We start from the raw sequence: 12902 nt of genomic DNA on the forward strand, positions 1-12902 counted from the left end.
CAAGGTGTCGCTGATCCTCGAGGACGGCAAGACCTACTCGGAAGCCGGCAAGCTGCAGTTCTCGGATGTGACGGTCGACCAGACCACCGGCTCGGTGACGATCCGCGCGGTGTTCCCGAACCCGAATCGCGTGCTGCTGCCGGGCATGTTCGTGCGTGCACGGATCGAGGAAGGCGTGAACGAGAACGCGTTCCTGGTGCCGCAGATCGGCGTCACGCACGATCAGAAGGGGCAGGCGATCGCACTCGTCGTGACCGCGGCCAACAAGGTCGAGATGCGTCCGTTGACGACGACCGGCACGTACGGCCAGAACTGGATCGTCGAAGGCGGTCTGCAGGCGGGCGATCACGTGATCGTGCAAGGCGTCGACAAGGTGCGCCCGGGCGCGACCGTGAAGACCGTCGCCGCGCAGCTCGCCCCGGCGCCGGACGCCGCATCCGCCACATCGGCAGGCGCCGCGCCGGCGAGTACCGCGACGAGTGCCGCAGCGAGTTCGGCCGCCGCGTCGAGCGCGCAATAACAGGGAGTCCTTTTCATGGCCAAGTTCTTTATCGATCGCCCGATCTTCGCGTGGGTGATCGCGATCGTGCTGATGCTGGCCGGCGTTGCATCGATCTTCAAGATGCCGATTGCGCAGTATCCGACGATCGCACCGCCGACGATCCAGATCCAGGCGAACTATCCGGGCGCTTCCGCGAAGACGGTGGAAGACACGGTGACGCAGGTGATCGAGCAGCAGATGAGCGGGCTCGACAACTTCCTGTACATGTCGTCGACGAGCGACGATTCGGGCAACGCAACGATCACGCTGACCTTCTCGCCGGGCACGAATCCGGACGTCGCGCAGGTCCAGGTGCAGAACAAGCTGTCGCTCGCGACGCCGAACCTGCCGCAGGTCGTGCAGCAGCTCGGCATGCAGGTGACGAAGTCGAGCAGCAACTGGCTGATGTGGTTCGCGTTCAACTCCGAGGACGGCCGGATGTCGAAGGAGGACCTGACGAACTACGTGGCCTCGCACGTGCTCGATCCGCTGAGCCGCGTGAACGGCGTCGGCCAGACGCTGCTGCTCGGTTCGCAGTTCTCGATGCGGATCTGGCTCGACCCGATCAAGCTGACCAACTACAGCCTCACGCCGACCGACGTGACGGCCGCGATCACGCAGCAGAACGTGCAGATCGCGGGCGGCCAGATCGGCGGCACGCCGGCGAAGCCGGGCACCGTGCTGCAGGCGACGATCACCGAATCGACGCTGCTGCGCACGCCCGAGCAATTCGGCAACATCCTGCTGAAGGTCAACCAGGACGGCTCGCAGGTTCGCCTGAAGGACGTCGGCCGCGCGGCGCTGGGTTCGGAGAACTACACGTTCGACACGAAGTACATGGGACAGCCGACAGCCGGCCTCGGTATCCAGCTCGCGACCGGTGCGAACGCGCTGGCGACCGCGAACGCGCTGCGGGCCAAGATCGACGAGCTGTCGAAGTACTTCCCGCACGGTCTCGTCGTGCACTACCCGTACGACACGACGCCGTTCGTGCGCCTGTCGATCGAGGAAGTGGTCAAGACGCTGATCGAGGGCATCGTGCTCGTGTTCCTCGTGATGTACCTGTTCCTGCAGAACCTGCGCGCGACGATCATCCCGACGATCGCGGTGCCGGTCGTGCTGCTCGGTACGTTCGCGATCATGGGCCTCGCCGGGTTCTCGATCAACACGCTGTCGATGTTCGGCCTCGTGCTCGCGATCGGCCTGCTGGTCGACGATGCGATCGTGGTGGTGGAGAACGTCGAACGCGTGATGGCGGAGGAAGGGCTGTCGCCGAAGGAGGCGACCCGCAAGGCGATGAGCCAGATCACCGGCGCGCTCGTCGGCGTGGCGCTCGTGCTGTCGGCGGTGTTCGTGCCGGTGGCGTTCTCCGGCGGCTCGGTCGGTGCGATCTATCGTCAGTTCTCGCTGACGATCGTGTCGGCGATGGTGCTGTCCGTGCTCGTCGCGTTGGTTCTGACGCCGGCCCTGTGCGCGACGATCCTGAAGCCGATCGAGAAGGGGCATCACGAAGAGAAGAAGGGCTTCTTCGGCTGGTTCAACCGGACGTTCGATCGCAGCCGCGATCGCTACACGAGCGGCGTGAACCACGTGATCAAGCGCTCGGGCCGCTGGCTCGTGATCTATCTCGCCGTGTTCCTCGCGGTCGGCGTGATGTTCGCGCGGCTGCCGAAGTCGTTCCTGCCCGACGAAGACCAGGGCTACATGTTCATGATCGTGCAGACGCCGTCCGGCTCCACGCAGGAAACGACCGGCAAGACGCTCGACAACATCAACACGTACCTGACCACCGCCGAGAAGGACGTGGTCGACTCGGTGTTCACGGTCAACGGCTTCAGCTTCGCGGGCCGCGGCCAGAATGCGGGCCTCGTGTTCGTGAAGCTGAAACCGTACGAGCAGCGCCAGCGTTCGGACCAGAAGGTGCAGGCGCTGATCGGCCGGACCTTCGCGCACTATTCGACGTACAAGGACGGGATGGTGATTCCGTTCAACCCGCCGTCGATTCCCGAACTCGGCACGGCTGCCGGTTTCGACTTCGAGCTGACGGACAACGCCGGCCTCGGTCACGAAGCGCTGATGGCCGCGCGCGGCCAGTTGCTCGGGCTGGCCGCGAAGGACCCGGCGCTGGCGCTGGTGCGCCCGAACGGCCTGAACGACACGCCGCAGTACAAGGTCGACATCGATCGCGAGAAGGCGAACGCGCTCGGCGTGACGGCCGCGGCGATCGACCAGACGTTCTCGATCGCATGGGCGTCGCAGTACGTGAACAACTTCCTCGATACCGACGGCCGGATCAAGAAGGTGTACGTACAGTCGGACGCGCCGTTCCGGATGACGCCGGAGGACATGAACATCTGGTACGTGCGCAACAGCGCGGGCGGGATGGTGCCGTTCAGCGCGTTCTCGACCGGCCACTGGATCTACGGGTCGCCGAAGCTCGAGCGTTACAACGGCGTGTCGTCGATCGAGATCCAGGGGCAGGCCGCGGAAGGCAAGTCGACCGGCCAGGCGATGGCCGCGATGGAAGCGCTCGCGAGCAAGCTGCCGGAAGGCATCGGCTATTCGTGGACGGGCCTGTCGTTCCAGGAAATCCAGTCCGGCTCGCAGGCGCCGATCCTGTATGCGATCTCGATCCTCGTCGTGTTCCTGTGTCTCGCGGCGCTGTATGAAAGCTGGTCGATTCCGTTCTCGGTGATCATGGTCGTGCCGCTCGGCGTGGTCGGCGCGCTGCTCGCGACGATGCTGCGCGGTCTCGAGAACGACGTGTTCTTCCAGGTCGGCCTGCTGACGACCGTGGGCTTGTCTGCAAAGAACGCGATCCTGATCGTCGAGTTCGCGCGCGAGCTGCAGGCGGGCGGGAACATGGGGCCGGTGCGGGCGGCGATCGAGGCGGCGCGCCTGCGGCTGCGTCCGATCCTGATGACGTCGCTCGCATTCATGCTGGGCGTGCTGCCGCTCGCGATCAGTAACGGCGCGGGGTCGGCCAGCCAGCATGCGATCGGCACCGGCGTGATCGGCGGGATGATCACGGCGACGTTCCTCGCCATTTTCATGATCCCGATGTTCTTCGTGCGGGTTCGCGCGATCTTCAGCGGCGAGACGGAAAACGTCGACGACGCATGGCGTCTCGTGCAGGGCGACCTGCAGCGCGGTCACGACGACGCACACGATTCGAAGGGGCAGTAACGATGCAAAAACATGCTTTGACTGCAACCGCGGTCGCACTGGCTGCCGCGCTGTTTGCCACGGGATGCACGATGGCGCCGCACTACAAGCGGCCCGACGCACCCGTCGCGCAGGCGTACCCGGCCGGCGGCGTCTACGCGACGCAGCCGGGTGCGGCCGGCGCGCACAGTGCGAACGGCCAGGCGGCGACTGCCATCGGCTGGCGCGAGTTCTTCGTCGATCCGCGCCTGCAGCGGCTGATCGAGATCGCGCTGAAGAACAACCGCGACCTGCGCGTGTCGGTGCTCAATATCGAGGCGGCGCGTGCGCAGTACCAGATCACGCGTGCGGGGCTGTTCCCGACGCTCGACGGTACGGGCACGGGCGACATCCAGCGCTATCCGCAAGGTGTCTCGCCGACCAACCAGGCGTACATTTCGCGCGTCTACAACGTCGGATTGTCCGCGTCGTGGGAGCTCGACCTGTTCGGCCGCGTGCAGAGCCTGAAGGACCAGGCGCTCGCGCAATACCTGTCGACCGCGTATGCGCGGCAGGCGTCGGAAATCTCGCTGGTGTCGCAGGTGGCCGATCAATACCTGACGCTGCTGTCGACCGATGACCTGCTGAAGGTCACGGAGGACACGCTGAAGACCGCGCAGGCGTCTTACGACCTGACCAAGCTGCAGTTCGACAACGGTACGGGCTCCGAGCTCGAGCTGCGTCAGGCGCAGACGGTGGTCGAGACGGCGCTCGCGAACCAGCAGGCGCAGGCCCGTGCCCGCGCGCAGGCGCTGAACGCGCTGGTGCTGCTGATCGGCGAGCCGCTGCCGGACGACCTGCCGGCGAGCATGCCGCTCGACGCGCAGAACCTGCTGACGGACGTGCCGGCCGGGTTGCCGTCGGATCTGCTCACGCGTCGTCCTGACGTGATGCAGGCCGAGCAGACGCTGCTGGCGGCGAACGCGAACATCGGCGCGGCGCGCGCGGCGTTCTTCCCGCGCATCTCGTTGACAGCCGCGTTCGGTACCGCGAGCCCGACGCTGGGCGGCCTGTTCAAGGCCGGCACGGCGGCGTGGTCGTTCGCGCCGAGCATCGCGCTGCCGATCTTCGAGGGCGGGCAGAACATCGCGAACCTCGATCTCGCGCACGTGCAGAAGCGCATCGAAATCGCGAACTACGAGAAGGCGATCCAGTCGGCATTCCGCGAAGTATCGGACGGCCTCGCCGCACGCGGCACGTACGACCAGCAGATCGCGGCGCTGGAGCGTAACGAGCACGCGCAGCAACGTCGCTTCGACCTGTCGGACCTGCGTTACAAGAACGGCGTCGACAGCTACCTGTCGGTGCTGACCGCGCAGACGGATCTGTACTCGGCACAGCAGTCGCTGATCAGCGCACGCCTGGCACGCTGGACGAACCTGGTCGACCTGTACCGCGCACTCGGCGGCGGCTGGATCCAGCATGCAGGCGAAGCGCCGCGCGCGCCGGATGCGCCGGTCGACTACGACAAGGCGGCGGCTCCTGCGCCCGCGTCGGCAACGGCGACGAACGGGTAAGCCGTGCCTGTCGGCACGTCCGAAGGGATGTGAAAACGAAAACGCCACGGACGGTAAATCCGTGGCGTTTTCTTTTGTACCGTCGCCCGCGCGGCGAGCGGCGTTACGTCAGGCCTGCTTCGTCCAGAGCGTCCGGCCGAAGAACGTGAGCGTGCGGTCCCACGCCGTTTCCGACCACACCGGATCGAACTGCGTGCCGGCGATGCGGCCGGGGCCGACGGCCGTTTCGTTCGCGAACGCATGGTGCGCGAGATAGCGATGGAATTCGAAACCGACCTTCGCATCGGTCAGCTTCTTTTCCAGTGCGTCGACCTGGTCGATCTTGAAGAACGCATCCTGCGTCGCCCAGTGTCCCATCAGCGGCACCTTGAGCTTGGCCGGATCGATGTAGTCGAGCGGCGGCAGGCCGTACCACGTGACGCCGGCGTCCGCCTCGGCGTACTGCAGCGACAGCAGCGTGAGGGCGCCGCCCATGCAGTAGCCCGTCACCGCGACCCGCGGCGCCAGCGTCTTCAGGTACGCGACTGCGCCGGGAATGTCCTGCGACGCGGCGTCGCCGAAATCGAGGCCTGTCATCAGGTGGTGTGCTTCCTCTTCCTCGACCGTCGACTTGCCCCGATACAGGTCGGGCACGAGCGCGAAGTAGCCGCAGCGCGCGAGGCGATCCGCGACGCCGCGGATCTGGTCGTTCAGCCCCCACCATTCCTGGATGACGACGACCGCGGGCGCGCCTTCGGTCCGTGCCGGCGTGGCGAGATAGCCCTGTAGCTCCTGGCCGTCGGGGCGGCGAAACGTGATCGTGGAACCGGATGTTTGAGACATGAAACCGCTCCTTTTCGAAAAATACGCCGAGTGCGACATCGGGCCGGCCAGCGGGCGTCGTGATACCGCTCGCGTTCGTTCTGGCCGGCACCGACCACGCGGCCATTCTATGCGCAAACACCGGACGCTTGCGTGAACGGTGCCGCGCGGCGCGCGAGCGGTGAAGAGAGCGGCCGACCGGAAAGCAAACACCCCGCCCCGATGAACGGGAGCGGGGTGTCGCGGGTACGTCGTGCGGATCGGAATGCGCCGGGAATACGCCGGCGCGTATCAGGCTTACTGGCCGAAATAGATGGAGTCGCGGCCTTCCTGTTTGACCGCGATCGCGCGGCCGGCACGCGTGCCGGCGGCCGCTTGCGCGCCGTAGCCGGCTTCCTCGGCATTCGTCACGCGGGCCTGCGCCGTCTGCAGCGCACGCGGGTAGTACTGGTCGGAGACTTCGGGCTTGTAGCCGGCCTGTTCGAGCTGGACGAGTTCCGCACGCACCTGCGCGCGCGTCAACTGGCCGGACGGGTTCGACTGGGCGAATGCGCCGTACGACGCACAGAGCGCAGTTGCGGCGACGACAGCGGTGATGAACGATTTCATGGTGACCTCCGGTTCTGTTGATTTCGCGCTTCGCATGTTGCGTTCAGCGGGTGATTGCATCGTAACGATCGCGTTACCGGCCGGAAATACGCGTTGCGGCGAATCATTATTGCAACGGAGTAAACGATTCGCGCGGCATGCAATTTCATCCGAAGATTGCGGCGAGCCGGAGCAGGAGCATGGCTTTCAGCGGGCGACAGGGGCGATCGGCGCAGCAGCAACGGGATGAGCAGTTGAGTCGGATTCCGAAATTTTTTGCGAGGCCGCTGGCGTCGCTCGTTCCACATCACGCAGCCAGCGTCACCTGCCGTTTCCGGTATTCGGCGGGTGTGATGCCGACATGCCGGGTGAACGCCCGCCTGAGCGTATCGACGTTCGCGAAACCGCATTTCGCGGCGACCTGCTTCGGCGTGTCGCGGCCGTCCTCGAGTAGCTGGCGGGCAACCGAGATGCGCGTCGCCTCCACCCATGCGGCCGGCGTCATGCCGACTTCCGCGCGGAACAGCCGCGCGAAATGGCGCGGGCTCATGCCCGCATGCTTCGCCATGTCGGCCACCGAATGCTCGAGTTCCGGATGCGCCGCAATCCAGCGCTGGACTTCCTGCAGCACCGAACGCCCGGCGGGGCGCGCCTCGCCCTTGCGGCTGAACTGGAGCTGCCCGCCCGGGCGCTTGAAGAACATCACCAGTTGCGCGGCGACGCGTCGTGCGATCTCGCGGCCCAGATCCTCCTCGACCAGCGCGAGCGCGAGATCGAGCCCGGCCGTGACGCCGGCGCCGGTTCGTAGCTTGCCGTCGCGCACGTACAGCGCGTCGGCGTCGACGGCGACGGACGGATACGCTTGCGCGAATGCATCGGCTGCGGCCCAGTGCGTGGTCAGATGACGCCCTTTCAGCAGGCCGGTGGCCGCGAGGATGAACGCGCCGGTGCAGATCGAGCCGTAGCGCCTGCTTTGCACGGCCGCCGACCGCAGCCATGCGAGGACGTCGGTGCGCAGCAAGATCTGGCCGGCGTGCGGCGCGCCGGCGACCAGCAGCGTGTCGATGCGCTCGGGGATGTCGGGCGCGATCCAGTCGGGCAGCAGCCGTGCGCCGGACGAACTGCGGACCGGCCCGGGCCCGCTCGCGATGATCCGCGGCGTATAGAACGGCTTCCCGCATTCGACGTTCGCTTGCGCGAACACGTCGAGCGGCGCGGAGACGTCGAGCAGTTGCACACCCGGAACGGCGAAAATACCCACGACCTTCGGCATGATCGATTGCGTGTCGTATCGAACCTGATGCGCAGCAGTATAGGGGCGCTGGCTTGGCCGCACAGGCACCGTGTCCGTTCGTCGCGCGAAATGGCAGGATTCGTCGTAACACGTCCATTGGAGACATCTGTCGGACTCCGGAGAATCGAAGCTGTCTTCCATGGAGGTCGATCATGACTGTGAACGTTGCCGGCATCACCCTTCCCGATACGCGTCTGACGCGCGAGATCACCGAGCTCGTGCGCGATACCGAGTCCGAGCTGCTGTTCCACCACTCGAGCCGCGTGTTCTATTTCGCGGCGCTGGCGGGCCGGCGCCGCGGGCTCGAGTACGACCCGGAGCTGCTCTATTGCGGCTGCATGTTTCATGACATGGGGCTCACGCACCGGCACAGCAGCGCATGCGAGCGCTTCGAAGTGGACGGCGCGAACGCCGCGCGCGATTTTCTGAAGGGCAAGGGGATTTCGCAACAGGACATCGATGTCGTGTGGACCTCGATCGCGCTGCACACCACGCCCGGCATCCCGCAACACATGCATCCGGTCGTCGCGTTGGTCACCGCGGGCGTCGAGATGGACGTGCTGGGCCTCGCTTACCCGGAATACAGCGACGTCGAGCGGGAAGCGGTCGTGCGCGCGCATCCGCGCACGCCGCATTTCAAGGAGGACATCATCCAGGCGTTCTACGACGGCATCAAGCACAAGCCCGGCACGACGTTCGGCAACGTGAAGGCCGACGTGCTCGCGGACAAGGATCCGCATTTCCATGCGGGCAATTTCTGCAGCGTGATCCGGTCGTCCGCGTGGGCCGGCTGAGCGCGGGCGGGCGGCCGCGCATCAGCCTACGTCGATCGGTTGCCCGAGGTGCAGCAGGTTCGGCGCCGACGTCTCGCTTGGGCCGTGGCGGAGCCGCTGAGTGCGGTGATCGTCTTGCCGCAGACTTCTGAGCCCGCGAATTTCGCCGCGCCGGCCGCACCATCGGCGCGATGGTTGAGCCAGTTGCCGCGCGCGCCGGCGTTGATGCTTCGGTTGTGTTCCAGCGCGAGCCGATATCGGGCGGGGATTTCGTCATGCTCAAGCCGATCGCCGTGCCCACCATCACCGCGCCCGCGAAGTTCAGCGCGCTGCTGGCCAGCGCGCCGACGCCGGTTGTGTCGAACAGTAAGTAGGCCGTCCGGTGCGAGGCGCGATTTCGAGTGTACGGAAGCGGTTGGAGCGGGCACGGGAGCGATTCGTCACGCGCGACGAGGGTGAGTCGACTGGTTCGGCTTGCTGGAGCGGTCGAGGGTAATCCGTAGAACCCTGCGTTTTACTGGAGACGGTGTGAGGAATCGGACAGGGAAAAGGGGCGATTCCGCCAGTTCGCGTATTACCGTTGGAAATTTGTTACGTGACAACTTCATATCATCGCAGACGAAGACTTTATATACTGAATTATTACACCCCCTCACCGAAGCGAATCTCCGATTCGCGTACCCCTGAATACCGGTCTGCCAACCCTGATCGGCAAGCCCACGCTCAACGATCCGCATGCGCTTGAGGCAAAACGCCTATAATGATTGGGCAAATTGCCGGAGAGAGGTCATGAGCACCATCGCTTTTCATCCTTCGGGCGTCGCCCATCCGCGTCAGGCCGAATTCACGATTCTCGAGCAGCTGCTGGCCATCCGCGTCCGGTCGGGCGCCGATCTGGCCGAGCTGGCGAGCGCGCGCGTCGACGTGTCGGTGATCGACCGGCTGTCGGAGCGCGGGCTGAAATCGGACGAGCTGGCCTTCATCATTCCGCGCCGCACGCTGAGCCATCGCCGCCAGGCGCACGAACGCCTGTCGCCGGAAGAGTCGGACAAGGCGATTCGCCTCGCGCGCATCGTCGCGCAGGCGACGGCCACCTTCGGCGACCAGGACAAGGCGATGGCGTGGCTGCGCAACGGGCTCCAGCGCTTCGGCGGCCGCACGTCGCTCGACATGGCGAGCACCGAGCATGGCGCGCGGCTCGTCGAAGAGGCCCTCACGCAGATCGACGAGGGGTACTTCGCTTGACGACGCTGTGGCGGATCAGCAATTACGCCGATCTGAAAGGCATCGGCGGGTTGCGGGCCGGCGGGCGCTGGCATTTCGCCGGGCAGCCCGTCGTGTATCTCGCCGAGCATCCGGCGCTCGCGTTGCTCGAGACGCTCGTGCATTTCGAAATCGCCACCGTCGCGCAATTGCCGAGCGGATATCAGTTGCTGCGTATCGAGGTGCCCGAGTCGGTGGACGTCGCCGAAATCGCGGAAGGCAATGCACCGGACGACTGGCGCACGAACGTCGACTGGACCCGCAGCGCCGGCACCGAGTGGCTGCACACGCAGCCGAGCGCGCTGCTGCGCGTGCCGAGCGTCGTCGTGCCGCACGCGCACAACTTCCTGTTGAATCCGCTGCATCCGGCCGCGCCCGAGATCCACATCGCGGAAGTGATGCAATCGCCGTACGACACGCGGATTTTGCGGCTGGTCCAGTCAAAGCCGGGCGAGTAACGAACCGGAACGAGCACGATGCGCGCAGGGCGGCGCGCGACGCGCGATCAATGCTCGTGGGCAGCGCGATCCGCGGCCGCGTCGGGCGGCAGTGTTTGCCGGATGCGCGTGACCGTTCGCATGCTGGCCAGGCCGAGCATCGCCGTGACGTCGGCATGCGCGTGGCCGGCGAGCAACTGGCGGCGCGCATACGTATTGCGCAGTACGCGCGGGCTCATGTCCGCTGCGCGAAAGCCGATCGCGTTCAGCGCGTCACGTACCACGAGCAGCAGGAACATGTCGTTCATTGCGCCTCCGCGCGGCGCGGGAAACAGCAGCGCCGACGGCGGCACGTCGGTCGAGCGCGCGCGCCATGCGGTGAGCGGCGCTATCGCGAACGTGGCGAGCTCGATCCGGCGTGCCGGCCGCGCGCGATCGCGCGGCACCGACAACACCAGCGGCCGCGCATCGAGTTCGGGCGCGTCGGCGCTCGCTGCGCGAATTTCGGCCGACGTGATACCGCTCGCGAGCAGCAGCGCGACGATCGCGCGATTCCGGCAGTCGGCCGGCGTATCGTCCGCTCGCGGCTGCACATGGCGCTGCAGCGCCGCGTCGGCATCGGGCGGCAGGTAGCACGGCTCGGGCTCGCCGTCCGGCCAGGCGAGATCGCGCGTCGATCGGCCGGCCGGATGGATCGTCCGCACGCCGGCGTCGACCAGATGCCGGCCGAGCCGGTCGATCAGCTTCGCATAGCGCACGCGCGTCGACGTGCCGGGCGTGCAGGTTCGGTCGAGTTCCGCAAGGAAGGCCGCGACGTGGTCGGGCCCGAACGTGGCGAGCGATACGCGCTGCGCGCTCAGGTGGCGCAGGAATCGCTCGAACATCGCAACGTGCTGCACGACCGAGCGTGGCGCGAACGGCCGGCGGCCGGCGCCGGTCGCGGTGGTTTCCTGCCACGCGCGAAACGCACCGACGGGGTCGTGAATCCAGCGATTCGTGTCCATCTCCGCTTTATAGCCGGACACGGTGACGTCGGCAATCGTCCCGATGTCCGGTCGGCCGGCGCGCAACGAAACTGGCTCGTCAGTGCGCGGTACGCGCGTCGTCGACGCCGTCGTTGTTCATCGTCAGGTAAACGAGCACGAGCAGCAGCGTGATGAAGAACCGGAACGCGTCCGGCACGCCGTTCCATTGCTTCGACATCCACATCCCGAACCATTCGCCGCCGACCGACATGAACGCGACCTGCCACGTCAGGAAGCCGAGCGTCAGGCCGGCGATCGCATGGCCCTTCGCCGCACGGAATCCCGCATCGCCCGCGCGCCGCGCGCGCAGCAGCCGGGCACCGCCGATCCAGCACAGCACGGCCGTCAGCGTTTCCATCGAAATGATGCCGATATAGCCGGCGTGATGAACCCACGTCGTGCCGATCGCGCGATACATGATTCCGTTGCCGGGGAAGGTGGTGTCCATCAGGAACACGTGGTGCACGAACGCGAAATTCGTCGCGTAGTCGGTGATGTTGCCGAACGCGACGAGCGACGCGAAAAAGGCCATGGCCAGCACCATGGCTGCCTTGGAAAGACGAATGATCATCATGGACTCCGAAATGAACGGGCAGGAACGAGCGTGATCGCGCGGCAATGAGCTGGCGTTCAGGGAGCGGTACCTGCATCAAGTGTGTCCGGCGAGGCCGGTCGAATGGCGTGCGCGTGCACGGCGGCGCGGAGATCGGGACTGGAAAACCTGAAGCCGGTGCGGCGTCGAGGAGACGCACGCGCCGGCTGGATCGAGTGCCCGCGCCAGAAGGGAGCGGCGATTGTCGGTCGAACCGCAGGCGTCGTCAAGCGGCGCCGCGTGGGCGCGCCGCTGCCTTTATGCGTCGTGCGAAGGCGCCGCAGCCGCCCCCGCGTGTGCGTGCCCGCCCAGCCGCGCGAGCGCGGCGAATGCGAGTTGCGTCGCGATGGCCGCGAGCGTGCCGGCTGCCATGCCGTTGCCGAGCACGATCTGCACGGGTGCGCCGAAATGGCGATACAGGTTCGGCACCAGGATCGGCGCGAGGCCGACCACCAGTGCTGCTGCGAGCGTGTACTGGTTTGCGCGCGCATGCAGGTCGACGTTCGCGAGCAGCCGGATGCCCATCACGCCGATCATCGCGAACACGATCAGCGCGGTGCCGCCGACCACCGCGGCCGGAATCGCATACGCGAGCCGCGCGAGCGGCGCGAACAACGCGATGACGATCAGGATCGCGCCGGCGGCGGCCGTCACGTAGCGCGACCGTACGCCGGTCGTCTGCACGACGCCGATGTTCTCGGCGCTCGTCACGATCAGCGGCGTGCCGAACAGCGCGCCGGCCAGCGACGCGAGCGCATCGCCGCGTATCGTCTTCGGCACGTCACGCCGGAGCGAAATCGCCTTGCCGCACGTTTCGCCGACGGCGACCGTCTGCGCGGTGGCCTCGGCCATCGAGATCGCGGTGAA

General features: G+C 66.5%; 14 protein-coding genes. 8 read left to right on the forward strand and 6 right to left on the reverse strand.

Annotated elements, in window-relative coordinates:
- The 3 genes from JMF90_RS06465 to JMF90_RS06475 form a co-directional block, all read left to right on the forward strand.
- A partial coding sequence (locus JMF90_RS06465) for an efflux RND transporter periplasmic adaptor subunit (protein WP_201317200.1) occupies positions 1-520 on the forward strand: 520 nt, incomplete at its 5' end.
- Between the two features lie 15 nt (positions 521-535).
- Entirely contained in the window at positions 536-3727 is a 3192-nt protein-coding gene (locus JMF90_RS06470) for an efflux RND transporter permease subunit (RefSeq protein ID WP_011549369.1), read from the forward strand.
- A 2-nt stretch (positions 3728-3729) separates the two neighbouring features.
- On the forward strand, positions 3730-5262 hold the full coding sequence (locus JMF90_RS06475) for an efflux transporter outer membrane subunit (protein ID WP_201317199.1): 1533 nt from the start codon (positions 3730-3732) through the stop codon (positions 5260-5262).
- A gap of 108 nt (positions 5263-5370) precedes the next feature.
- Here the strand turns inward: JMF90_RS06475 and JMF90_RS06480 are convergent, their stop codons facing one another.
- Positions 5371-6084: a dienelactone hydrolase family protein gene (locus tag JMF90_RS06480; RefSeq protein ID WP_027809700.1), complete on the reverse strand. Its 714-nt coding sequence runs from the start codon at positions 6082-6084 to the stop codon at positions 5371-5373.
- Between the two features lie 276 nt (positions 6085-6360).
- The gene (locus JMF90_RS06485) at positions 6361-6672 is read right to left on the reverse strand and encodes a DUF4148 domain-containing protein (protein WP_201317198.1); all 312 of its coding nucleotides are present in this window, start codon (positions 6670-6672) and stop codon (positions 6361-6363) included.
- Between JMF90_RS06485 and JMF90_RS06490 the strand changes: the two genes are divergently transcribed.
- Complete coding sequence (locus JMF90_RS06490; protein WP_200161856.1) at positions 6659-6901, forward strand: hypothetical protein; 243 nt, start codon at positions 6659-6661, stop codon at positions 6899-6901. The two genes, JMF90_RS06485 and JMF90_RS06490, sit on opposite strands and share 14 nt — an antisense overlap.
- A 57-nt stretch (positions 6902-6958) precedes the next feature.
- On the opposite strand, the gene JMF90_RS06495 is transcribed toward JMF90_RS06490, so the two are convergent.
- Complete coding sequence (locus JMF90_RS06495; RefSeq protein ID WP_034175409.1) at positions 6959-7924, reverse strand: GlxA family transcriptional regulator; 966 nt, start codon at positions 7922-7924, stop codon at positions 6959-6961.
- A 173-nt stretch (positions 7925-8097) separates the two neighbouring features.
- On the opposite strand from JMF90_RS06495, the gene JMF90_RS06500 reads away from it, so the two are divergent.
- From JMF90_RS06500 to JMF90_RS06515, 4 genes are all read left to right on the forward strand, one after another.
- Positions 8098-8739: an HD domain-containing protein gene (locus tag JMF90_RS06500; protein ID WP_011549374.1), complete on the forward strand. Its 642-nt coding sequence runs from the start codon at positions 8098-8100 to the stop codon at positions 8737-8739.
- A 170-nt stretch (positions 8740-8909) separates the two neighbouring features.
- Complete coding sequence (locus JMF90_RS06505) at positions 8910-9092, forward strand: hypothetical protein (RefSeq protein ID WP_226136533.1); 183 nt, start codon at positions 8910-8912, stop codon at positions 9090-9092.
- A 415-nt stretch (positions 9093-9507) separates the two neighbouring features.
- Positions 9508-9963: an antitoxin Xre/MbcA/ParS toxin-binding domain-containing protein gene (locus JMF90_RS06510; RefSeq protein WP_006480981.1), complete on the forward strand. Its 456-nt coding sequence runs from the start codon at positions 9508-9510 to the stop codon at positions 9961-9963.
- Complete coding sequence (locus JMF90_RS06515; protein WP_200161855.1) at positions 9960-10439, forward strand: RES family NAD+ phosphorylase; 480 nt, start codon at positions 9960-9962, stop codon at positions 10437-10439. The genes JMF90_RS06510 and JMF90_RS06515 overlap by 4 nt, the downstream gene beginning before the upstream one ends.
- A 47-nt stretch (positions 10440-10486) precedes the next feature.
- Here JMF90_RS06515 and JMF90_RS06520 read toward each other — a convergent pair whose 3' ends face one another.
- From JMF90_RS06520 to JMF90_RS06530, 3 genes are all read right to left on the reverse strand, one after another.
- A complete protein-coding gene (locus JMF90_RS06520) occupies positions 10487-11422 on the reverse strand; it encodes a tyrosine-type recombinase/integrase (protein ID WP_200161858.1) in 936 nt (311 codons plus the stop codon).
- Positions 11423-11501: 79 nt separating this feature from the next.
- Positions 11502-12014 carry a DUF2165 family protein gene (locus JMF90_RS06525; RefSeq protein WP_175683184.1) on the reverse strand — a complete coding sequence of 171 codons (513 nt, stop codon included), beginning with the start codon at positions 12012-12014 and terminating at the stop codon, positions 11502-11504.
- Positions 12015-12293: 279 nt separating this feature from the next.
- On the reverse strand, positions 12294-12902 hold a 609-nt coding region (locus JMF90_RS06530), incomplete at its 5' end, for a solute carrier family 23 protein (protein WP_305790740.1).

It is taken from the genome of Burkholderia sp. E168m23 (assembly GCF_016586125.1).
GTDB classification, from domain to species: domain Bacteria; phylum Pseudomonadota; class Gammaproteobacteria; order Burkholderiales; family Burkholderiaceae; genus Burkholderia; species Burkholderia orbicola.